This is a genomic window from Curtobacterium subtropicum (assembly GCF_030362975.1).
In the GTDB taxonomy this organism is placed as follows: Bacteria; Actinomycetota; Actinomycetes; order Actinomycetales; family Microbacteriaceae; genus Curtobacterium; species Curtobacterium subtropicum.
The window spans coordinates 200,839-221,913 of sequence record NZ_JAUCMM010000002.1 but is presented as its reverse complement, the minus strand read 5'-3'; the positions used below and the strand labels follow the sequence as shown (position 1 = coordinate 221,913).

General features: G+C 72.3%; 19 protein-coding genes. 6 read left to right on the top strand and 13 right to left on the bottom strand.

Going from position 1 to position 21,075, the window contains the following annotated elements; translation table 11 throughout:
• Positions 1-11: 11 nt before the first annotated feature.
• Genes modA through QUG98_RS04220 form a run of 3 tightly spaced genes read right to left on the bottom strand, consistent with a single transcriptional unit; the run spans position 12 to position 2,354 of the window.
• A complete protein-coding gene (gene modA / locus QUG98_RS04230; protein WP_289469373.1) occupies positions 12-842 on the bottom strand; it encodes a molybdate ABC transporter substrate-binding protein in 831 nt (276 codons plus the stop codon).
• Positions 843-867: 25 nt separating this feature from the next.
• Positions 868-1,944, bottom strand: a complete 1,077-nt coding sequence (locus tag QUG98_RS04225) for a HesA/MoeB/ThiF family protein (protein WP_289469372.1) — start codon at positions 1,942-1,944, stop codon at positions 868-870.
• Positions 1,941-2,354 (bottom strand): TOBE domain-containing protein, encoded by a 414-nt coding sequence (locus QUG98_RS04220; RefSeq protein ID WP_289469371.1) that lies wholly within the window; start codon positions 2,352-2,354, stop codon positions 1,941-1,943. Before QUG98_RS04220 ends, QUG98_RS04225 begins: the two co-directional genes overlap by 4 nt.
• 90 nt (positions 2,355-2,444) lie before the next feature.
• Between QUG98_RS04220 and QUG98_RS04215 the strand changes: the two genes are divergently transcribed.
• Entirely contained in the window at positions 2,445-4,103 is a 1,659-nt protein-coding gene (locus QUG98_RS04215) for a glycosyltransferase family 39 protein (protein ID WP_289469370.1), read from the top strand.
• A gap of 42 nt (positions 4,104-4,145) precedes the next feature.
• Here the strand turns inward: QUG98_RS04215 and QUG98_RS04210 are convergent, their stop codons facing one another.
• From QUG98_RS04210 to QUG98_RS04195, 4 genes are all read right to left on the bottom strand, one after another.
• Positions 4,146-5,078, bottom strand: a complete 933-nt coding sequence (locus tag QUG98_RS04210; RefSeq protein ID WP_289469369.1) for a 4-(cytidine 5'-diphospho)-2-C-methyl-D-erythritol kinase — start codon at positions 5,076-5,078, stop codon at positions 4,146-4,148.
• Between the two features lie 9 nt (positions 5,079-5,087).
• A complete protein-coding gene (locus QUG98_RS04205) occupies positions 5,088-6,392 on the bottom strand; it encodes an O-acetylhomoserine aminocarboxypropyltransferase/cysteine synthase family protein (protein ID WP_058749645.1) in 1,305 nt (434 codons plus the stop codon).
• Positions 6,392-7,438, bottom strand: a complete 1,047-nt coding sequence (locus tag QUG98_RS04200; RefSeq protein ID WP_289469368.1) for an LLM class flavin-dependent oxidoreductase — start codon at positions 7,436-7,438, stop codon at positions 6,392-6,394. The genes QUG98_RS04205 and QUG98_RS04200 overlap by 1 nt, the downstream gene beginning before the upstream one ends.
• A gap of 84 nt (positions 7,439-7,522) precedes the next feature.
• Positions 7,523-8,551, bottom strand: a complete 1,029-nt coding sequence (locus tag QUG98_RS04195) for an ATP-grasp domain-containing protein (protein WP_289469367.1) — start codon at positions 8,549-8,551, stop codon at positions 7,523-7,525.
• Between the two features lie 122 nt (positions 8,552-8,673).
• On the opposite strand from QUG98_RS04195, the gene QUG98_RS04190 reads away from it, so the two are divergent.
• Positions 8,674-9,174, top strand: coding sequence for a hypothetical protein (locus tag QUG98_RS04190; protein WP_289469366.1), 501 nt, complete (start codon positions 8,674-8,676; stop codon positions 9,172-9,174).
• A gap of 3 nt (positions 9,175-9,177) precedes the next feature.
• Here the strand turns inward: QUG98_RS04190 and QUG98_RS04185 are convergent, their stop codons facing one another.
• On the bottom strand, positions 9,178-10,035 hold the full coding sequence (locus QUG98_RS04185; RefSeq protein ID WP_289469365.1) for a helix-turn-helix transcriptional regulator: 858 nt from the start codon (positions 10,033-10,035) through the stop codon (positions 9,178-9,180).
• Between the two features lie 101 nt (positions 10,036-10,136).
• Between QUG98_RS04185 and QUG98_RS04180 the strand changes: the two genes are divergently transcribed.
• Positions 10,137-10,877 carry an SDR family oxidoreductase gene (locus QUG98_RS04180; protein ID WP_289469364.1) on the top strand — a complete coding sequence of 247 codons (741 nt, stop codon included), beginning with the start codon at positions 10,137-10,139 and terminating at the stop codon, positions 10,875-10,877.
• A gap of 237 nt (positions 10,878-11,114) precedes the next feature.
• On the opposite strand, the gene rsmA is transcribed toward QUG98_RS04180, so the two are convergent.
• The 4 genes from rsmA to rsmI form a co-directional block, all read right to left on the bottom strand.
• Positions 11,115-11,963, bottom strand: a complete 849-nt coding sequence (gene rsmA, locus QUG98_RS04175) for a 16S rRNA (adenine(1518)-N(6)/adenine(1519)-N(6))-dimethyltransferase RsmA (protein ID WP_289469363.1) — start codon at positions 11,961-11,963, stop codon at positions 11,115-11,117.
• A gap of 2 nt (positions 11,964-11,965) precedes the next feature.
• Positions 11,966-12,904, bottom strand: coding sequence for a TatD family hydrolase (locus tag QUG98_RS04170; protein ID WP_289469362.1), 939 nt, complete (start codon positions 12,902-12,904; stop codon positions 11,966-11,968).
• The gene (gene metG, locus QUG98_RS04165; RefSeq protein WP_289469361.1) at positions 12,901-14,481 is read right to left on the bottom strand and encodes a methionine--tRNA ligase; all 1,581 of its coding nucleotides are present in this window, start codon (positions 14,479-14,481) and stop codon (positions 12,901-12,903) included. The genes QUG98_RS04170 and metG overlap by 4 nt, the downstream gene beginning before the upstream one ends.
• 120 nt (positions 14,482-14,601) lie before the next feature.
• Complete coding sequence (gene rsmI, locus QUG98_RS04160) at positions 14,602-15,423, bottom strand: 16S rRNA (cytidine(1402)-2'-O)-methyltransferase (protein WP_289469360.1); 822 nt, start codon at positions 15,421-15,423, stop codon at positions 14,602-14,604.
• 53 nt (positions 15,424-15,476) lie between these two features.
• Between rsmI and QUG98_RS04155 the strand changes: the two genes are divergently transcribed.
• On the top strand, positions 15,477-17,108 hold the full coding sequence (locus QUG98_RS04155; RefSeq protein ID WP_289469359.1) for a dolichyl-phosphate-mannose--protein mannosyltransferase: 1,632 nt from the start codon (positions 15,477-15,479) through the stop codon (positions 17,106-17,108).
• Between the two features lie 115 nt (positions 17,109-17,223).
• Here the strand turns inward: QUG98_RS04155 and QUG98_RS04150 are convergent, their stop codons facing one another.
• Positions 17,224-17,883, bottom strand: a complete 660-nt coding sequence (locus QUG98_RS04150; protein ID WP_289469358.1) for a TetR/AcrR family transcriptional regulator — start codon at positions 17,881-17,883, stop codon at positions 17,224-17,226.
• Between the two features lie 162 nt (positions 17,884-18,045).
• Between QUG98_RS04150 and QUG98_RS04145 the strand changes: the two genes are divergently transcribed.
• Together QUG98_RS04145 and QUG98_RS04140 are read left to right on the top strand one after the other, a co-directional pair.
• A complete protein-coding gene (locus tag QUG98_RS04145) occupies positions 18,046-19,641 on the top strand; it encodes an MFS transporter (RefSeq protein ID WP_289469357.1) in 1,596 nt (531 codons plus the stop codon).
• Positions 19,642-20,180: 539 nt separating this feature from the next.
• Positions 20,181-21,041, top strand: a complete 861-nt coding sequence (locus QUG98_RS04140; protein ID WP_289469356.1) for a sulfurtransferase — start codon at positions 20,181-20,183, stop codon at positions 21,039-21,041.
• Positions 21,042-21,075 lie beyond the last annotated feature (34 nt).

Genomic DNA, 21,075 nt, shown 5'->3' with positions numbered 1-21,075 from the left:
CGTGGTCGTCGTCAGGGAGCGCCGAAGCCGGCGTGCGAGAGCACCTCGCGGCCGGCGTCGGAGCGGACGTACGCGGCGAACGACGCGGCGAGCGACGGGTTCGAGGACTCCTTGAGGACGCCGATCGGGTACGTGTTCACGGCCTCCGACGACTCGGCGAACGGGACGCCCTCGACCTTCCCCCCGGAGCCCTCGACGTCCGTGACGTAGACGAGCCCGGCGTCGGCCTGCCCGGACTCCACCTTGCCCAGGACGTCGGTGACCGACTGCTCCTCGCTCACGGGGTGCAGCTCGACGCCGGCGGCCTGCTCGACCTTCGCCGTCGCCGCGCCGCACGGCACGGGGGCGGCGCAGGTGACGACCTGCAGGTCGGAGGCGGTGAGGTCGCGGAGGTCGGCGACGTGCTCGGGGTTCCCGGGCGCGACCGCGATCTCGAGGGTGTTCGTGGCGAAGGCGCGGGGCCAGCCGGTCGCCAGGTCGGTCGTCGCGAGCTTCGCCATGTTCGCCTCGTCGGCGGAGGCGAAGACGTCGGCCGGGGCGCCGTTGCGGATCTGCGAGACGAGGTCGCTCGAGCCTGCGAACGAGAACGTGATCGTGGTGCCCGGGTGCTGCTGCTCGTACCGCTTCCCGAGCTCGGTGAAGGTGCGCTGGAGCGAGGCCGCCGCGAACACCGTGATCGACCCGGACGGGGCCGCGCTGCCCGTCGCCGTGCCGCTCGCCGTCGTGCCCGTCGCGCCGCTGCCCGTCGCGCCGCTCGGGGCGGGCTGGGTCGTGCACGCGGCCAGGGTCAGCCCGGCGACGATGATCGCGAGCGTGAAACTGGTACGCAGGAGCGGCTTCACGCAGCGATCTTATCCGCACCTGCGGTCAGCGCGTGGTGTGGCGTCCCTCCTGACGCCAAGCGGTGATCCCGCCGTCGAGCACGGTGACGGGCGGTGCTCCGTCCGCGCGGTCCGCGATGGCCCGCCTCGCCCACGCCGTGGCGCGCTTCCCGGACGCGCACACGACGACGAGCTCCTCGTCCGGAGCGGACGCGCCGAGGTCGTCCGGGGTCAGCGAGCCCGGGATGACACCGGTCGCGCGCTCCTCGTCCGTGCGGACGTCGACCAGCACGATGCCGGCGTCGTCGTCCAGCCGTCGGGCCAGCTCGGCGGGGGCGATCCGCGGTGGCTCCGCGAGCGTCGGCGCCGCGGGACGGACCGATCCGGGACCGCGACGGAGCCGGCTCTCGGTCCAGCGCCAGCGGCGGGCGTCGACGGTGAGCACCCGGCCGAGCAGCGGTTCACCGAGCCCGGCGACGAGCGCGGTGACCTGCGCGGCCATCACCGCCCCGACCGCGCCGCACAGCGCAGGCAGCACCCCGTCGGCGGCGCAGGACCCCTCGTCCGGCAGCGCTTCGGGGTGCAGGTCGTGGAAGTCGACCGGCTCATCGGCGGCGTCGTGGAAGACGGAGACCTGCCCGTCGTAGCCGAGGGCGGTCCCCCAGACGAACGGCACGCCCGCGGCGGCGCATGCGTCCGACACCGCACGGGTGACCTCGACGCTGTCCGCCGCGTCGACCACGACGTCGTGGTCGGCGACGTGCTCGGGCCGGAACCGCTCGGCCAGCGCGACGACCTCGACGACGGCATCGACGCCCCGGACCCGCTCGGCGGCGCACTCGGCCTTCGGACGCCCGACGTCGGCCGCGGCGAACAGGGTCTGCCGCGCCAGGTTCGACGTGTCCACGGTGTCGTGGTCGACGATCGTGATGCGGCCGAGCCCGGCACCGGCCAGGTAGGTCAGCACGGGCGCACCGAGGCCGCCGGCACCGACGACGAGGACGCGGGCGCCCGCGAGCGCGTCGAGCGCGGGCTGTCCGGCGCCGTCGAGGGCAGCGGTGCGCGACGTGGTCCGCCGTCTGGCGGCGAGCGCCGCGGGGTCGCCCGGCTCGGGCGTGGTCATCGTGCGCGCTCCGGGTGGTCCGGCACCTCGACGGTGACCATCGTGGCCTTGACCGAGGCGACCGCGACGGAGCCGACCTCGAGCCCGAGGTCGCGGACGGCCTCGGCGGTCATCAGGGACACCACGCGGTTCGGACCGGCCTGCAGTTCGACCTGGGCGACGACGCCCTCGACGACCAGGTCGGTGACGATGCCGACGAAGCGGTTCCGCGCCGAGCTGCGCACGCCGGAGGGGTCGTCGAGTCCGGCGTCGCGACCCCGGACGTGGGCGGCGAGGTCGCGTCCCTCGACCACGGTGCGGCCGGCGGCGTCCTCTGACCGGGGCAGCGTGCCGGCGTCGACGAGGCGTCGGACGGTGTCGTCGCTGACGCCGAGGTACCGTGCAGCGTCACGGATGCGGAGTGTCGTCATGGTGTCCGTGACCCTACGGCATGGCGAACTCTCACGGAGGAGACACCGGTACCGGGCACCTGCCCAGCCGGTGCCGCTACCGTCGCGTGCGTGACTGCACCCCAGACCGGCACCATCACCGTCCCCGCCTCCGCCGGGGTCGCGCCGGTGCGTACCCGCCTGCGGTCCGCCTCGACGGCCCTGCGCATCGCCGCGGTCCGCACGCCGGAACTCACGGTCGGCGCCCTGGGCGTCCTCAGCGGGGTGCTCTTCTCGTGGGTCCCGTCGCTCTGGTACGACGAGGCAGCGACGGTCACCAGCGCCACGCGCAGCTGGCCGCAGCTGTGGGCCGAGCTCCACAACGTGGACGCGGTGCACGGCATCTACTACGCGCTCATCCACGCCTGGTTCTGGCTCGTGGGGTACACGCCGTTCACCCTGCGCTTCCCGAGCGCGCTCGCGATCGGCGTCACCGCCGGGCTCGTCGTCGCGCTGGGCCGCCGGCTGGGCGGTCGACGACTCGGCATCGTCGCGGGCCTGGCGTTCCTCGCGCTGCCGCGCGTGCAGTGGGCCGCGGGCGAGGGCCGCCCCTACGCCACGGTCACGACGCTCGCGGTCGGCCTGACCCTCGTCGGCATCACGGCCGTCCGCCGGACCCGTTCCGGAGCGTCGACGTCGTCCAGCGTCCGTTGGTGGGTGGCCTACGGCGTGCTCGCCCTGCTGGCGGTGAGCTTCAACGTCTACCTCGCCCTCGCCGTCGTCTCGCACGCGGTCGCCCTGGGGTGGACCTGGCTGGCCGAGCGCCGGTCCCGCACCTGGAACCGGGGCGCAGGAGCCGGCGGCCCGCTCGTGAGCCGGATGGTCCTCGTGCGGTGGGTCGTCGCGGCAGCAGCGGCCGCACTGCTCGCGTCACCGCTGGTGCTCGAGGTCGTGGATCAGTCCAAGCAGGTCGCGTGGATCTCCGGCATCACCCGCCGCACCCCCGACCAGGTGTTCGCCACCGCGTGGTTCGGCGGCATCAGCGCCTACGCCGCGGTCGCGTGGACGCTCCTGGTCCTCGGGGCCGTCACGGCGCTGGTGGCCGCACACCGCCGGGTCCCCACCGTGCGGGCCCTCCTGCGTGCCCAGGCGGTCCGGATCGCCCTGCCGCTGGCGCTCCTGCCGACGGGTGCGCTCCTCATCGCGACGGCGCTCGGCAAGCACCTGTACTCCCCCAAGTACGCGTCGCTGAGCATGCCGTTCGTCGCGCTCCTCATCGCCCTCGCCGTCACGGCGCTGCGGCGCAGGGCGCTCATCGCGGCGCTGCTCGCGGTCTTCCTGGTCATCAGCGTGCCGAGCGCGATCGACGTGAAGACGCCCCGCGCGAAGCAGGACTCGACGTGGGCGAACGCCGCGTCGATCATCGCCGCCGAACGCGGCGCGAACGCCGGCGCCAACGAGGGGGTCGTGTTCGGCAGTGTCTACGGCCACCCGGGCGCCACGGCGGAGATCATCCGCGTCTCCTACCCCTGGGCGTTCACCGGGATGACCGACCTGGGCATCCGGAAGGACGGCGCCGAGACGGGCGTGCTCTGGAACCAGAACGGCGACCTGGCATCGACGATCCCGGCGCGCCTCGGCGACATCGACACCGTGTGGTTCGTCGGCGGCACCCCGAAGGCACGGAACATCCAGCCGGAGACGACCGAGGTCCTCGCCGAGCACGGCTTCCACGTCGAGCAGAAGTGGCGCACCGGGCGGGTCGTCATCACCGAGTTCGTGCGGGACTGAGTCGCGGCGGCCCGGCCGACCTGATCGTCGGTGCCCGGGTCGTCAGTGCACGACGCGGGCGCCGTGCACCGGCCCCGTCGCCCGGACCGCCACGAGCCCGGCGGCACTGAGCTCGACCTGCACCTCGAGCGCGGCATCGCGGTCCGCGACCAGGAACGCCACCGTCGGCCCGCTGCCCGAGACGATGCCCGCGAGCGCACCGGCCTTCTCGCCGACCTCGATCGTCGTCGCCAGCCCCGGCTGCAACCGCATCGCGGGCGCCTGCAGGTCGTTGTGCAGGCAGTCCGCCAGCAGGTCCGCGTCACCGGCCCGGAGCGCCTGGAGCACGTTCGCCTCGACCACCGGTGTCGTGGGTGCCGGACGGATGTCGGCGCGGTACCGCTCACGGTGCTCGTCGAGTGCGCGGTAGACCGCCGGGGTGGAGAGTCCGTCGTCGCTGAGTGCGAGGACCCAGTGGAACTCGCCCTTGGCCAGCGCCGGGCTGAGCTCGTCGCCCCGACCCGTGCCCACGGCGGTGCCCCCGGCGAACGCGAACGGCACGTCGGCGCCGAGGCGGGCCGCCAGGCGCAGCAGCTCGTCCCGCCCCAGCGCGGTGCCCCACAGGGTGTCACAGGCGAGCAGCGCGGCCGCGGCGTCCGCCGATCCCCCGCCCATCCCCCCGGCGACGGGGACCTGCTTCTCGACGGTGAGCCGCACCCCGCCGCGGTACCCGGCGGCCTCGGCCACGAGTCGGGCGGCGCGGATCGCCAGGTTCGATCCGTCGGTCGGGACCGCGCTCGTGTCGATCGGCCCCGTGAACCGGACCGAGAAGTCGTCGGCGGGCTCCGCGGTGACGTCCTCGTACAGCGACACCGCCTGGTAGGCCGTTGCCACGTCGTGGTAGCCGTCGTCCTGCAGCGCACCGACGGACAGGAACACGTTGATCTTGCCTGGGGCGCGCACCCGCACGCGGGTCGGTGCGGCCAGCGAGGTCATGCCCCCAACCTATCCCGCTGCGGCCGCCGCGAACCCCCGTGCCAGGTCGGCGAGGATGTCGTCCACGTGCTCGAGCCCGATCGACAGGCGGATGAGGCCCTCCCCGACGCCGGCGGCCGCGCGCTGCTCCGGGGTCATCTGCACGTGGGTCGTCGATGCCGGGTGCACGACGAGCGACCGCACGTCACCGAGGTTCGACACGTGGTCGAAGAGCTCGAGGGCGGCGACGAAGCGTCGACCCGCCGCGACCCCACCGGCCAGGTCGAACGCCAGGACGGCCGAGGGACCCTTGGGCACGTAGCGCTGCTGCAGGTGGTGCCAGGGCGACGAGGGCAGGCCCGCGTAGTGCACGTGCTCGACCTGCGCGTGGTCGTCCAGCCACGCGGCAACCGCTGCCGCGTTCGCCACGTGCCGGTCCATCCGGAGCGAGAGCGTCTGGATGCCCTGCAGCACGAGGAAGGCGTTGAACGGCGCGATCGCCGGACCGAGGTCGGCGGACAGCTTCGAGCGGGTGCGCTGGATGAACGCGCGGCGGCCGAACTTCTCGGCGAAGGCCGTTCCGGCGAACCCGGACTGCTCGACCGTCGTGAGCTGCGGGTACTTCTCCGCCTGCGCCGCCCAGTCGAAGTTCCCGCTGTCGACGATGACGCCGGCGATGGCGCTGCCGTGGCCGGCGAGGTACTTGGTCGCCGAGTGCACGACGATGTCGGCGCCGTGCTCGATCGGTCGGACGAGGTACGGCGTCGCGATCGTGTTGTCGACGATGAGCGGCACGCCGGCCTCGTGCGCGACCCCGGCCACCCCGGCGAAGTCGAGCACGTCACCGCGCGGGTTCGGGATGCTCTCGCCGTAGAACGCCCGCGTCTCCGGACGGACCGCGGCGCGCCACTCGTCGAGGTCGGTCGGGTCCTGCACGAACGTGAACGAGATCCCGAGGTCGCTCAGGGTCGAGTGGAAGAGCGTGTAGGTCGCCCCGTAGAGCGACGCCGACGACACGACGTGGGCACCGGCGCGCGCGACGCCGAGCACCGCCAGCGAGGTCGCCGCCTGGCCGGACGCCAGCGCGAGCGCGCCGACACCGCCCTCGAGGTCCGCCACGCGTCGCTCGAGCGCCGCCGCCGACGGGTTGTTCACCCGCGAGTAGGTGTGACCCGGCGCGTCGAGCATGAACCGGGCTGCGGCGTCCTCGCCCGAGGGGTAGACGAAGGCCGCACTCTGCGCGATCGGGGGCACGTTCGCGCCGAAGCCCGGATCGGCCTTGTAGCCCGCCCGGATCTGTCGCGTCTCGAACGCCCAGTCGTCCTCGACCGCCATCAGGCGACCGGCTCGGCGGGGACGGCCGCGCGCACGAGCGGGATGACCTGCTCGCCGAAGCGCTCCATCTCCTCGGCCTGCGGCGAGAACTGCAGCAGCAGGGTGTCGACGCCGGCGTCCTCGAACTCGCGGATGCGGTCGGCGACCTGCTGCGGGGTCCCGACGAAGCCGGGGCGCAGACCACGGTTCGACACCGAGTAGTCCTCGAGCGACGGGACGTGCTCGAGCTGCGACTTCGAGATGAAGTCCTGGTACGACTCGTACGCCTTCCCGTGGCGGACGTCGGTGATGCGCGCCAGCTCGGCCTGCGCCTCCTCCTCGGTCTCGCGGACGATCACGTACGCGGCCATCCCGAACGCCTCGAACGGGGCCGCACCGGCGTCCTCGCGGCGGCGCCGCATCTCGGCGATCTTCGTGCGGAGCTCGTCCACCGTGCCGCCGTGCGTCAGGTAGGCGTCGGCGAAGCGCGTGATCGAGCTCTTCCCCGCCTCGCTCTCGCCGCCGGCGTAGATGCGCGGTGTCACGCGCGGCTTCGGCTCGAGGTGCGTGTTCTGCACGTCGTAGTAGTCCCCCGTGAACGAGAACGGCGTCTCCGACCACAGGCCCTTCAGGATCGCGACGAACTCCTCGGTCCGTGCGTACCGGTCGTCGTGCTCCGAGAAGATGCCGCCGTACTGGCGCGCCTCCTCCGCCCACCAGGCGCTCACCACGTTGAAGGTGAACCGTCCGCACGAGATCTCGTCGATCGTCGCCGCCTGCTTCGCGGTCACCGCCGGCAGGTGGTACCCCGGACGCATCGCCGCCATGATCTCGAGCCGCTCGGTGGTCGCCGCCAGGGCCGCCGCCAGCGCCCACGCCTCGAGGCTCGGCGCCGCCGTCCCCTTGATGTCGTTGAGGTTGAGCTCCGGCACGAGCGTCAGGTCGAAGCCGATCCGCTCGGCTCGCTGCGCGAGCCGCTTGACGTAGTCGAAGGTGACGGGCATGTCCTCGTCCTCGACGTTGCGCAGCCAGCCGCCGAAGAGCGGGGTCCAGTATCCGAATCGCACGTGTGGTTCCTCAGGTGGGTCGTGACGGTCTGGAGGCGCGGGGCGGGCCCGCCACGGGCCTCCAGGCCGGTGGGTGGTGTCGTCTCAGGCCGTGGTCGCCGACGCGGCGTACGCCTGCTCGAGGAGGGCGCCGGTGAAGCGCGCGATCGCGCGCGGCCCGGAGACCGGCGCGACCGCCTCGACGGCGGGGTTGTAGTTCGTGTTCGTGTTCACGTCGTAGACGACGGTGCGGCCGTCCGTGGTCTCCATGAACTCGACGCCGGCGACCTGGATGCGCTGGTCGGCGAGGAACGTGCGGAGCTGCTGCACGAGCGGGTGCTCGGCGGTGACCTCGCCGCGGATGCTGAAGGCGGCCGGTGCGCCGGGCGCTGCGGTTCCGGACGTCTCGGTGCCGGGAACCTCGCACACGGCGCCCGCGATGACCTGGGGCACCTCGCACGCGTCGGCCGGGCAGAGCTCGAAGCTGCCGGCGCTCGTGTCGACCCGGACGGCGTAGACGAACTCGCCACCGACGAACTCGGCGCGGGTGATGAACGGCTCGCGCGCGGTCAGGAGCTCCTGGAGCAGCGTGATGCCGTCGACCGGAGCCTCGAACTCGGGGCTGTCGACGTGGGCGTCGAACTCGGCGAGGGTGTCGAACCGGCGGACGCCGAGGCCCTTGCCGCCCTGGTTGTGCTTCGTGATGAAGGGGACGTCGGCACCTCCGGTGAAGGTGCGTGCAGCGTCCTTCAGGGCCGAGGACCCGAACACGGCCGTGGTGCGGGGTACGTCGAAGCCGGCGTCGCGGAGCAGCCCGTGCTGGGCGACCTTCGACACCTCGAGTTCGAGGACGTGGCTGCCGTTCACGACCGTCGCACCGGAGCGCTCGAGCCAGCCGAGCAGCGCGCGGGCGTACTCCTTGCTGTGCTCGTTGCCGCGGGTGTGGCTCGACGCGGACATCCGCGACCAGTAGACGCCGGGAGCGGGCTCGGCGGCCAGGTCGATGCTGCCGAGGGCACCGCCGTCGGTGAGCAGGAGTTCCTCGACCGGGACCCCCTCGGCCGCGAAGGCCTCGGCGAACGGCGGGAACCACTCGGGGTTCTCGTGGATGACGTACACGCGCGGAGTTGTCACCCGGCCACCCTAGGCACGGTGTCCCTGGGGGTGCCAGGTGTGTGACGCGGGGTTGCGCCGCGCGTCCCGTGGCACAGGTCTCGCCCTCGCTCGTTCCTCACCGGTGTGCGAGGGTGGAACGCATGTCCCATCCCGTGCACGAGGAGACCGTCCGGTCCGGTCGAACGATGACGATCATCGGGTGGGCCGTCGTCGCCACCGCCGTCGGGATCGCGGCGCTCGTGCTCGCGGTGCCGACCGGGTGGCAGGACCAGCCGCCGACCGCGTCGGACGTCGGCGTCCTGGTGGTCACGCTCGCCCTCACGGTCGCGCTCGGCATCGGCTCGGTGCTGATGCGGATGACCGTCCGGGTGGACGAGGTCCTCGAGGTCCGGGTGCGTCCCTGGTGGTACCGGCGACGGATCGCCCCCGAGCAGATCACCGCGGCCGAGGTCGTGCACATGACGGGCGGCAACTCCGGCGGCCTCGGCATCCGGCTCGTCCCCGGCGGCACCGCGGTGTTGCTCGACGGTGGGCCCGGGGTGCAGGTCGCGATCCGCGGGGCTCGGTCACTGCGGTTCCGGTGCAACGAGCCGGAAGCCGTCGTCGAGGCACTGCGGGCGCGGGGCGCGTCGACGGACTGAGGATCAGCGCGCCGGTGTGGCCGCGCCGAACTGCTGCGTCCCGAGGACGCCGAGGAGCTCGAGCTTCTGCGCGTCCTCGCTCCCGGGCGGCGCGGTGAAGAGCAGGAGCGCCTGCGCCTGGTCGTCCGTGTGCAGCACCTGGCAGTCCACGGTGATCTGTCCGAGTTCAGGCTGCACGATCGTCTTGTTGTCCGACCACCGGGTCGCGACCTCGTGCTGCTCCCAGATCTCGCGGAAGGCCGGACTCCGGCGCTGCAGTTCGGCGACGAGCGCGGTCGCCCGGCGGTCGTTCGGTCCCGCGAGCCCGACGGCGGCACGGAGCGACGCGACCACCACCCGTCCGAGTCGTCCGTGCTGCTCGGGCGCGTACTTCGCCTGCTCCGTCCCGGAGACGAACCAGCGCCACGCCTGGTAGCGCTCGTTGCCCGGCAGGTCGACGGAGCCGCCGAGCAGCGCACGCGCGAGCCGGTTCTCGACGAGGGTCTCGCCCAGGTGGCTCACCACGATCGCCGGCGTGTCCTCCAGCCGGTCGAGCACCCGCAGGATGGCCGGGTCGACGTGGTCCGCGCGGTGCAGGCGGACCGGGGCGGTGTGCCCGGTGAGGTGGAACAGGTGGTCACGCTCGTCGAGACTGCACCGCAGCGCCCGGGCGATCGCCGCGACCATCTGCTCGGACGGCTGGGGGCCACGCTGCTGCTCGAGCCGCGTGTAGTAGTCGACGCTCATCCCGGCGAGGGCGGCGACCTCCTCGCGACGGAGTCCCGGTGTCCGCCGACGTGCACCGCTCCCGAGCCCGACGTCCTCGGGGCGCAGGAGCTCGCGGCGACGGCGTAGGAAGTCGGCGAGGGCGGATCGGTCCATGCCCCCATCGTGCCGTCCCGGCGCTCGGCGAGCCAGGGATCGGCGGTCCCCCGATGCACGCGCCCTGGAGCCACCCCCGTCACGGGAGCATCGTGGTCGTCATGGACACCACGAACAGCACCGTCTTCATCTCCGGCGCGACGTCGGGCCTCGGGCTCGCCCTCGCGCAGCGCCTGCAGGCCGCCGGCAGCACCGTCGTCATCGGCGGTCGCCGCCAGAACCGTCTGGACACCCTCGCCGCCGAGCACGGCTTCGGTACCGTCGTGATCGACGTCGCCGACGCGGACTCGATCGCCGGAGCCGCGGCCGACGTCATCGACCGCTACCCCGCACTCGACACCGTCGTCACCATGTCGGGCATCATGCGGAACGAGGACCTGCGTGACCCCGGGCACATCGACGACGCGCTCGAGACCGTGCAGACGAACCTGGTCGGCACGATCCGCCTGATCGACGCGTTCCTGCCGCACCTGCTGACCCGACCGGCGGCCACGCTCATCACGGTGTCGTCCGGTCTGGCGTTCGTGCCGCTCACCGCGACCCCGACCTACAGCGCCACGAAGGCCGGCGTGCACTCCTACACGCAGGCACTGCGGCAGCAGCTCGTCGGCAGCTCGGTGGAGGTGCTCGAGCTCGCGCCGCCGGCGGTGCAGACCGACCTGATGGGCGGGGCGGACTTCGGCGGCATGCCGTTGGACGAGTTCACCGACGAGGTGATGGGTCTGCTCGAGTCGGGTGCCGCGCCCGAGATCCTCGTGCAGAACGTGCAGCCGCTGCGCTGGGCCGAGCGTGACGGGACCCACCAGCAGATCCTCGAGGCGATGGCGGGCCGCGGTCACTAGGACCGGGCGCACCGGCCGGGAGCACGTCGAGCAGTGAAGGCCCCTCCGCTCGACGTGCTCTCGCTGTCCCAGCGGCGGTGACGTCGAGCGGGGCCGACGCTCGCGGAGTCGACGAGCAGCCGCAGGGTAGGCGACCCGAGGCCCAGTGCCAGCACTTCGTGTCCATGTCGACCGTCAGGAGAGTCGTTCTACCAGGCGTCGGCGCGACCGGCGCTTCGTACTCCAGAGGTGCGCCCGTCAGGCGGCGGCGAGCACCGTCCGTCCGAGCTGCACGAAGTCGTCCGGTGACAGCGCCTCGCCCCGGGCGGTCGGGTCGAGACCTGCGGCGGTCATGAGCTCCGAAGCGCGGGCGCTGGAGCCGAGCACGCCGGACAGGCTCTGCCGGAGCATCTTCCGGCGCTGCTGGAACGCGCCGTCGACGAGCGCGAAGACCTGCGCCCGCAGCGCCTCGTCCCCGGGGCGCTCACGCCGGTCGAACCCGACGAGCACGCTGTCGACGTTCGGCACCGGCCAGAACACCTGACGACTGATCTGCCCGGCGATCGACCACGACCCGTACCAGGCGGCCTTGACGCTGGGAGCGCCGTAGACCTTGCTGCCCGGACCGGCGGCGATGCGGTACCCGACCTCGGCCTGCACCATCACGAGCACCCGCTCGATGGTGGGGAAGGTCGCGAGCAGGTGCAGCAGCACGGGCACGGAGACGTTGTACGGCAGGTTCGCGACGACGTGCGTCGGCTCGTCGGGCAGTTCGTCCGCGGTCACGGCGAGTGCATCCTGGTGGACGACCCGCAGGCGCGCGTCGGGCTGCATGAGCGAGACGGTCGTCGGGAGCTGCGCCGCCAGTCTGCCGTCGATCTCCACGGCGGTGACGGACGCGCCGGTCTCGGTCAGGCCGAGGGTCAGCGACCCCAGGCCCGGTCCGATCTCGAGCACGCGCGAGTCCGGCGTGACCCGGCCGGCCGAGACGATGCGGCGCACGGTGTTGGCGTCGTGCACGAAGTTCTGGCCGAGCTTCTTCGTCGGGGTGACGTCGAGCTTGGCGGCGAGGTCCCGGATCTCCGCCGGGCCGAGCAGCGCGCCCACGGCTACTGGTCCACCGTGACGGGCTCGGCGTCCCACGCGCCGTAGACGAGCTCGGTCGTCGAGGCGATCTGCGCCGCGAGCATCGACGGATCGGTGCCGAGGGTCTCGGCCATCGACCGGAGCGTGAGCGGGATGAGGTACGGCGCGTTCGGTCGACCGCGGTACGGCGTCGGCGTCAGGAAGGGCGCGTCGGTCTCGATCATCACGAGGTGCCGCGGTGCGACCTCGAGGGCGTCACGGAGCGACTGCGCGTTCTTGAAGGTCACGGTTCCGGCGAACGACATGTACCAGCCGCGTTCGGCGCAGAGCCGAGCGAGGTCCGGGCCGCCGGAGAAGCAGTGGAACACGGTCTTCTCCGGAGCGCCGACACGGTCGAGCACCTCGACCACGGCGTCGTGCGCGTCGCGGTCGTGGATCGTCAGCGCGAGGTCGTGCTCCTTGGCGATCCGGATGTGCTCCTCGAACGAGCGGACCTGTGCGGCACGGCCGTCCTCGCCCGTCCGGAAGAAGTCGAGCCCGGTCTCGCCGATCGCCCGGACCCGGGGCAGCGCCGCGAGCCGTTCGATGCCGGCGAGGTGCTCGTCGAGCAGCCCCTGCTCGTCGAGGACGGGCGCCTCGTTCGGGTGCAGCGCGACGGCTGCCAGCACGCGGGGCTCCCGCGCGGCGATCTGCGCGGACCACTCCGACGTCGCCAGGTCGGTGCCGACCTGCACGACGCCGCGGACGCCGACGCTCGACGCGCGGTCGAGGTGTTCGCGGTAGTCGAGCGGACCGTCGCCGCCCTCGCCGACGCCGTCCGCGATCTCCATGTGCGTGTGGTTGTCGTACACCGGCACGACGAGCGCCTGCGGCAGCGGCGGGTAGCTCAGGTCGCGCTTCGAGCCGCCGGACGCGCCCTCGCCCCGGGCGCGGACGTGCGAGGCGTCGCCCGCGTCGGTCACGCTGCGCCCTGCTCGGGCTGCTGCTCGATGCGCGGGAACAGGCCGGACCCGAGCGGCACGACGGTCTCGGCGCCCTGCCACTCCCAGGCGCGGTCGACCCGCTGCTCGGTCACCGAGCCGCCGGCACCGATCGAGGCCCAGAGCTTCTCGGTCGCCTTCGGCATCACCGGGGACACCAGGACGTTCACGGTGCCGAGACCGCGGAGCGCCGTCGTCAGGACGGTACCGAGGCGCTCACGCTCCGCCTCGTCCTTCGCCAGCGCCCACGGCTCCTGCTCGGTGATGTACCCGTTCAGTGCGTCGACGAGCTCCCACACGGCGGCGATCGCCTCGTGCGGAGCGAACGCCTCGATCGCGGCGTCGGCACGCTCGGTGACGGACACCGCCAGGGCGTCGATCGCCCGGTCCGAGTCGGTCAGCTCGGCACGCTCGGGGACCGCGCCGTCGAAGTACTTCTGCAGCATGGCGACGAGGCGCGATGCCAGGTTGCCGAAGCCGTTCGCGAGGTCGGCCGAGTACCGGGCGGAGATGTCTTCCCAGCTGAAGTTGCCGTCCTGCCCGAAGGTGATCGCGCGGAGGAAGTAGTAGCGGAACGCGTCGGAGCCGAACGTGTCGGTGATCTCCGACGGCGCGATGCCGGTCAGCTTCGACTTGGACATCTTCTCGCCGCCGACGAGGAGCCAACCGTGCCCGAAGACGCGCTCCGGCACCGGGAGTCCTGCGGCCATGAGCATCGCGGGCCAGATCACGGCGTGGAAGCGGGCGATGTCCTTCCCGACGATGTGCACGCTCGGCCAGAGGCGCTGGAAGGCCTCGTCGTCGTCCGACCCGTAGCCGAGCGCCGTGACGTAGTTGAGCAGGGCATCGAACCACACGTAGAGCACGTGGTCGTGGTCCCACGGGATCTGGATGCCCCAGTCGAAGCTCGACCGTGAGATCGAGAGGTCACGCAGGCCCTGCTTGACGAAGGAGACGATCTCGTTGCGGACGCTCTCGGGCTGGATGAACTGCGGGTTCGACTCGTACAGGTCGAGCAGGCGCTGCTCGAAGTCGCTCATCCGGAAGAAGTAGTTGCGCTCGGCCAGCACCTCGACCGGGATCGAGTGGATCGCGCAGACCTGCTGCCCCTCGTACGCACCGGTACCGGGCACCAGGTCGCTCGGCTGCTTGTACTCCTCGCACCCCACGCAGTAGAAGCCCTCGAACTCGCCGGCGTAGATGTAGCCGTCGTCGTACAGCTTCTGCAGGAACGCCGTCACACCGCGCTCGTGGCGCTCGTCGGTGGTGCGGATGAAGTCGTCGTTCGCGACGTCGACCGTGTCGAGCAGCGGCTTCCAGGCGTCGGTGACGAGCCGGTCGGCCCACTCCTTCGGGGAGACGTCGTTCGCGCTGGCGGTGCGCAGGATCTTCTGGCCGTGCTCGTCGGTCCCCGTGAGCAGCCAGGTGTCGTCGCCGCGCTGGCGGTGCCAGCGCGCCATGAAGTCCGCGGCCACCTCGGTGTAGGCGTGCCCGATGTGGGGCACGTCGTTCACGTAGAAGATCGGCGTGGTGATGCTGAACGAGGACCCGTCGGACATGCGGACCATCCTACGGGCGGGCGGCGGGCCGATGACGCGCCCCGCGCGCCACCTGTGGAGAACCGGACGGGAGGCGTGTGGCGGGCCCGCACCGTGCCTCCAGGCCGTCGCCGGTCGCGTCTACCGCGCCGCGAGCGCGCCCTCGTACAGGTCGCGCTTCGACAGCCCGGTCGCGTCCGCGACCGCTGCGGCGGCCTCCTTCATGCGCGACCCGGCGGCGACCCGCTCGAGCACGAGCCGGACCCCGTCCTCGATGCTCGTGACGTCGAGCGCACCGGTGGACCCCTCGACCACGACGCAGATCTCCCCGCGCACCCCGTCGGCCGCCCACGCGGCGAGCGCGGCGAGCGAGTCGCGCCGGACCTCCTCGTGCAGCTTCGTCAGCTCACGGCAGACGACCGCGCGGCGGTCCTCACCGAACCCGGCGGCCATGTCGGCGAGCGTGTCGGCGAGGCGGTGCGGCGACTCGAAGAAGACCATCGTGCGCTGCTCCCCCGCCAGCGAGGCGAACAGTCGCCGACGCTCGCCCGCCTTGCGGGTCGGGAAGCCCTCGAAGCTGAAGCGGTCGGTCGGCAGCCCGGACACGGCGAGCGCCGTGAGGACGGCCGACGGTCCGGGCAGGGCCGTGACCGTCACGCCCGCGGCCGCAGCGGCCTCGACCAGGGGGAACCCCGGATCGCTGATCGCCGGCATCCCCGCGTCGGTGAGGACCACGACGTCCTCGTCGCGGGCGAGCTCGACGACCTCGGAGGCCTTCGCACGCTCGTTGTGCTCGTGCAGCGCGATGAGCCGTGGCCGGTTCTCGATGCCGAGCGCGCGCATCAGGTGGATCGCGGTCCGGGTGTCCTCTGCGGCGACCACGCTCGCGTTCGACAGGGTCTCGACGAGTCGGCGCGACGCGTCGCCGAGGTTGCCGATGGGCGTTGCTGCGAGGACGATCACCTCCCCATTCTGGTGCCAGGTCCGCCGTGGCGGCGATCCGTAGGATGCAGGCGATGACCAGCGAGCTGACCGACGACCGCACCGCCCTCGTCGACGGACCGGTCGGCTCCCGCCTCGACGACTGGTGGGGTCGGGTCCTGTCGACATCGCGGCGCGTCGCGCTCTGGCGGTGGACGGGTCCGATCGCGGTGACGCTGCTGGCGGCCGTGCTCCGCCTGGTGGGGCTCGGACACCCGCACTCGCTCGTGTTCGACGAGACGTACTACGTCAAGGACGGCTGGTCGATCGTCCACCTCGGGTACGAGGGCACCTGGCCGGCGAACCCCTCCGACGACGGCGCTCCGACGACCGACCAGCGCTTCGCGGACGGCGAGACCGACCTGTACTCGCGGGCGGCGGAGTTCATCGCGCACCCGCCGCTCGGCAAGTACCTGATCGGCCTCGGAATGCTGCTGTTCGGTGCGGACAGCTCGTTCGGGTGGCGGTTCACGGTCGCCGTGCTCGGTACCGCGACCGTGTTCCTGACCGCGGTCATCGCCCGGTCGCTGTTCCGATCGACGGCGATCGGGACGCTCGCCGGTTTCCTGCTCGCGATCGACGGGCAGGCCATCGTGCTGTCGCGCGTGACGCTGCTCGACGGCATCCTGACGTTCTTCGTCGTGCTCGGTGCGGGCGCACTGCTGCTCGACCGGCGGTGGGCGCAGCGGCGGCTCGACGACTGGGTCCGGCGGCGGGCGGACGACGGTCGGGACACGCTGTGGGGGCCGGTGCTGATCTGGCGGCCGTGGCTCCTCGCGATGGGCGTCGCGCTCGGCCTGGCGTCCGCGACGAAGTGGTCCGGCCTGTACTTCCTGGCGTTCTTCGCGCTGTACGCCGTGCTCAGCGACGTCGTGATGCGCCGCCGGGCCGGCGTGGCCTTCTGGTCGTCGAGCGCGTTCCTGCAGCAGGCGCCGGTGACGTTCCTGCTCACGGTGCCGATCGCCGCCGTGACCTACCTGGCCTCGTGGACGGGGTGGTTCCGGACCTCCGGCGGCTGGGACCGGAACTGGATCGCGTCCGGCGGGGAGCGCTGGACGGGGCTGCTCGCCTGGGTGCCGGACTCGTTGCAGAACTGGTGGCACTACCAGTCGGAGATCTACGGCTTCAACATCGGCCTGCACACCCCGCACTCGTACCAGGCGAACCCGCTGCTGTGGCTCGTCATGCAGCGACCGACGTCGATGTACTACGTCGGCACGAACCGCGGTCAGGACGGCTGCTGGGCGGACCGCTGCGGCGAGGCGATCACCGGCATCGCGAACCCGTTCATCTGGTACGCCTCGGTGATCGCGGCGGTCGCCCTGCTCGTGCTCTTCGTGCTGCGGCGCCGGTGGGAGTACGGCTTCGTGCTCATCGGCGTCGCGGGCGGGTACCTGCCGTGGCTGCTGTACACCGACCGAACGGTGTTCCAGTTCTACACGGTGGCGTTCGAGCCGTTCCTCGTGATGGGACTGGCCGCGGCGATCGGGCTCGTCGCCGGGTCACGGACCGATCCGCGGCCGCGACGGACGAGGGCGCTGGTGTGGATCGGGGTGTACCTCGGCGTGGTCGTGCTGGCATCGGCGTACTGGTACCCGATGTGGACCGGGCTGCAGATGCCGTGGGACTTCATCCGGTCGCACTACTGGCTGCCGAGCTGGCTGTAGCCGTCCCGTCGGGACGCGACGGTCCGGTCCGTGTCGGTGCGCCGCTGTCGGACGGGAGGCGCGTTGCGGCCCCGCCACGCGCCTGCCGTCCGGTGGGCCGTCGCGGCAGGATCCGTCAGGGCTGGCCGTGCAGCGCGCGTTCGATGGCGGCGCGGTCGAGTGGCGAGCCGACCATCGGGTCGGTGGTGCCGCCGGGCAGCACGCCCTCGAGCACGACCTCGGCGTAGCGGCGCCAGGCATCCGGGTCCTGCGCGCGGGTCGTGTCCGCGACGGCGCCGACCATGGTGGTGAGCATCGGGAGGTCGGCGTAGCTGAACCCGGCCCGCACGACCCCGGCGGTGGCGGCACGCTCGATGATCGTCGCGACCTGGCGCTCGAGCCGGTCGCGCTCGCTGACGATCGACGGTCGCGCCTTCCCCGCTCGCACGATGGCGTCGGCCAGGGCGCGGTCGCGTGCGCGGAACTCGAACACGCCCATCAGGTAGACGCGCAGTGCCTCGCGCGGATCGGTCTCCTGCGCGGCGCGGGCGGCGGCGGCGTTCATCGCCTCGAACTTGGTGGCGAGGAGCGCCTCGATCAGGGCGTCCTTGTCCGCGAACCGGCGGTAGACCGTCCCGACGCCGACCCCGGCCTCGTGCGCGATGTCGTTGAGCGTGACCGACAACCCGCGCTCGGCGAAGCACCTGCGGGCGGTCTGCAGGATCAGCTCGCGGTTGCGCGCGGCATCGGCGCGCAGGGGGCGCTCGAGGTCGTGCGCGGTGTCGGTGGTGCTCACGGCATCGACCGTAGTTGAAGATTCTGGGAACAAACGGATGCGGTACCTCCGTTTCGGTCTACACTCGACACAACCGGATGCACCACATCCGGTTCACCCTCCTCGCGAAGCGCTCGACGGCGCGTGCTCCGCCACCTCCACCCTTCTCAGAAGGAGGCTGCCGTGACGGCAGAACAGACCGTGCCGGCCCCGACCGGGTCGGTACCCACGACCACCGGCCGCGCTGCCGGCACCACGCCCGGCACCACCCTCGGCTCCGGCTCCGGCTCCGGCTCCGGCTCCGACCGGGCCAACCACCGCTGGATCGCGCTGGCGGTCATCGCCCTCGCCCAGCTCATGGTCGTGCTCGACGCGACCATCGTGAACATCGCCCTCCCGTCGGCACAGGCCGACCTCGGCTTCGGCACCGACCAGCGGCAGTGGATCGTCACCGCCTACTCGCTGGCGTTCGGCTCCCTGCTGCTGCTCGGCGGTCGCCTCGGTGACCTGTTCGGCCGGAAGACCACCTTCATCGTCGGCCTCGTCGGGTTCGCCCTGGCCTCGGTGCTCGGCGGCCTCGCGGACTCGTTCGGCCTGCTCGTCGCCGCCCGCGCGCTGCAGGGTGTCTTCGGCGCCCTGCTCGCCCCCTCGGCACTCGGCATGCTCACCACGACCTTCCGCGACCCGAAGGAACGCGGCCGGGCCTTCGGCATCTTCGGGTCGATCGCCGGCTCCGGTGCGGCGATCGGTCTGCTGCTCGGCGGCGTGTTCACCGAGTACGCATCGTGGCGCTGGTGCCTCTACGTCAACGTCGTGTTCGCGGTGCTCGGCGTGATCGGCGCACTCGTCTTCATGGCGAAGCCGCCGAAGGTCGAGCGGCCCCGCATCGACGTCGCCGGGGTCCTGACGATCACCGCCGGCCTGGTCGGCATCGTCTACGGGTTCTCGAACGCCGAGTCGAACGGCTGGGACGCCCCGCTCACGATCGTCATGCTCGCCGCCGGTGTCCTGCTCGTCGCCGGGTTCGTCGTGATCGAGACGCGCGTCGCGCACCCGCTGCTGCCGCTCCGGGTCGTCCTCGACCGTGACCGTGGAGGCGCCTTCATCGCGATCGGCCTCGTGGCGATCGGCATGTTCGGCATCTTCCTGTTCCTGACCTACTACCTCGAGCAGACCCTCGGCTTCAGCTCGCTGCAGACCGGGTTGGCGTTCCTGCCGATGCCGCTGTCGATCATGGTCTCGGCGACGCAGATCGGTGGGCGCCTCCTCCCCCGCGTCGGCCCGAAGGTCCTGATCTTCGCCGGTGGTCTCGTCGCGGCGACCGGACTCCTGCTGCTGCTCCGCACCGAGGTCGACAGCACCTACGCGGGCACCGTCCTGCCGGCGCTGATCGTCATCGGGCTCGGCATGGGCACGATCTTCTCGTCCGCCATGAACACCGCGACGACCGGGGTCGCCCGTGCGGACGCCGGCGTCGCCTCGGCGACGGTGAACACCATGCAGCAGATCGGCGGCTCGATCGGCACGGCCCTGCTCTCGACGATCTTCGCCGACGTCGTGAAGGACAGCCTGTCGGGGCTCTCGGCAGCGCCGACCAAGCTCCAGCAGGCCCAGGCCGTGATCGACGGGTACCACGTGGCGTTCGGCATCTCGGCCGGGGTGCTCGTGCTCGTCGCCCTGGCCGGCGGGCTGCTCATCAACCGACAGTCGGTGCGGCTCGCGAAGCTCGAGCACGCGTCGGCGGCCACGACGGGGAGCATCCCGGCCGCGGCGCACTAGGCAGCTGCGGCGGACCCCGCTGCTGCCGCTGCCCGGGCCGCCACGGTTGCTCCGCGCTGCGACATCCCACGCGTCGATCGACGCGTGGGATGTCGCGTTCGGCGTCCCGAACATGCTCGAGGACATCGCGGCGGGGGCGTCCGTGCAGGACGCAGCACGCTGAGCGGCACGGCAGTGTTCCGTGGTCCGGGCACCCCGACAGAACCGCTGTCGTACGACGTCGGCGGCGTCGCACGAGTCGCGCGGACCTGCGTGGTCCGGGCAACACGACAGAACTGCTGTCGTACGACGTCGGCGGTGTCGCACGGGTCGCGACGACCTGCGTGATCCGGGTAACACGACAGAACTGCTGTCGTACGACGTCGGCGGCGTCGCACGGGTCGCGACGACAGCGCCCGGCCCCGGCCCGGCCGAACGAACGGGCAACGTCCGCCCGTCCGGTGCGAGCGGATTCGGCATCCAGGCGCAGGGGACACTGGCGTTGCGCAGTGTGTCGGACATCCGAGGAGTCGTCGGAGGACCGCGTTACCGTGGGCGACATGGCCCCCGTCCTGACCTCGCCGCTCGTGTCGACGCAGTGGCTCGCCGACCACATCGGCGCCGACGAGCTCGTCGTGCTCGACGCCTCGGTGCACACCACGGGGGTCGGCACGGCGATGCAGTGGCAGGCCGCCCGTGACGCCTACGAGCAGCACGGGCACGTACCGGGAGCCCGGTACGCCGACCTGGTCGACGACTTCTCCGCCCCCGACGCCGAGGTGCCCTTCACCCGACCGAGTGCGGAGCGGTTCGAGTCCGCCGCGCGCGCTCTCGGTGTGACCAACGGCTCCACCGTCGTGGTCTACGACGACAGCGTCGGCGAGTGGGCAGCCCGGCTCTGGTGGATCTTCCGCGCGTTCGGCTTCGACGACGTCGCGGTGCTCGACGGTGGCTTCACCAAGTGGCGGGACGAGGGACGACCCGTCCGCGTCGGACCGCTCCGCGGCGAGGTCCCGCCGTCGTCCACGGAGTCGTTCCTGGCCGGCGAGGAACGCCCGGTGTGGGCCGACCACGACCGTGTCCTGCGGGCGGTCCGCGGCGACGAGCCGGCCGCGGTGGTCCTCGCGGCTCCCCCGTCCGCGCTCGGTGTGGGCCACCCCGGCGTGGTCCCCGGCAGTACGGCGATCACGACGGACGACGTGGTCGACTCCGACACGAACACCCTGCGCCGTGGGGCCGCGCTCGCCGAGGTGTTCGCGCCGGTGCTCGACGCCGACGAGATCGTGACGTACTGCGGTGTCGGCAGCGCGGCGTGCGTCGACGCGCTCGCCCTCACGCTGCTCGGGCACGACCAGGTGAAGGTCTACGACGGTTCGCTCGCCGAGTGGTGGCGCCTCGAACCGGAGCTGGTCGCGTCCTGACGTCCGTGCTGCCGGACGCCGGGGAGCGTCGCGG

Bases quoted from the DNA above. Each gene is read 5' to 3' on its own strand.
- QUG98_RS04140 (WP_289469356.1), top strand. From the start codon at position 20,181: ATGGCCCCCGTCCTGACCTCGCCGCTCGTGTCGACGCAGTGGCTCGCC.
- QUG98_RS04180 (WP_289469364.1), top strand. From the start codon at position 10,137: ATGGACACCACGAACAGCACCGTCTTCATCTCCGGCGCGACGTCGGGC.
- QUG98_RS04205 (WP_058749645.1), bottom strand. From the start codon at position 6,392: ATGGCGGTCGAGGACGACTGGGCGTTCGAGACGCGACAGATCCGGGCG.
- metG (WP_289469361.1), bottom strand. From the start codon at position 14,481: ATGTCCGACGGGTCCTCGTTCAGCATCACCACGCCGATCTTCTACGTG.
- QUG98_RS04185 (WP_289469365.1), bottom strand. From the start codon at position 10,035: ATGGACCGATCCGCCCTCGCCGACTTCCTACGCCGTCGCCGCGAGCTC.
- QUG98_RS04225 (WP_289469372.1), bottom strand. From the start codon at position 1,944: ATGACCACGCCCGAGCCGGGCGACCCCGCGGCGCTCGCCGCCAGACGG.
- QUG98_RS04190 (WP_289469366.1), top strand. From the start codon at position 8,674: ATGTCCCATCCCGTGCACGAGGAGACCGTCCGGTCCGGTCGAACGATG.
- QUG98_RS04210 (WP_289469369.1), bottom strand. From the start codon at position 5,078: ATGACCTCGCTGGCCGCACCGACCCGCGTGCGGGTGCGCGCCCCAGGC.
- QUG98_RS04220 (WP_289469371.1), bottom strand. From the start codon at position 2,354: ATGACGACACTCCGCATCCGTGACGCTGCACGGTACCTCGGCGTCAGC.
- QUG98_RS04155 (WP_289469359.1), top strand. From the start codon at position 15,477: ATGACCAGCGAGCTGACCGACGACCGCACCGCCCTCGTCGACGGACCG.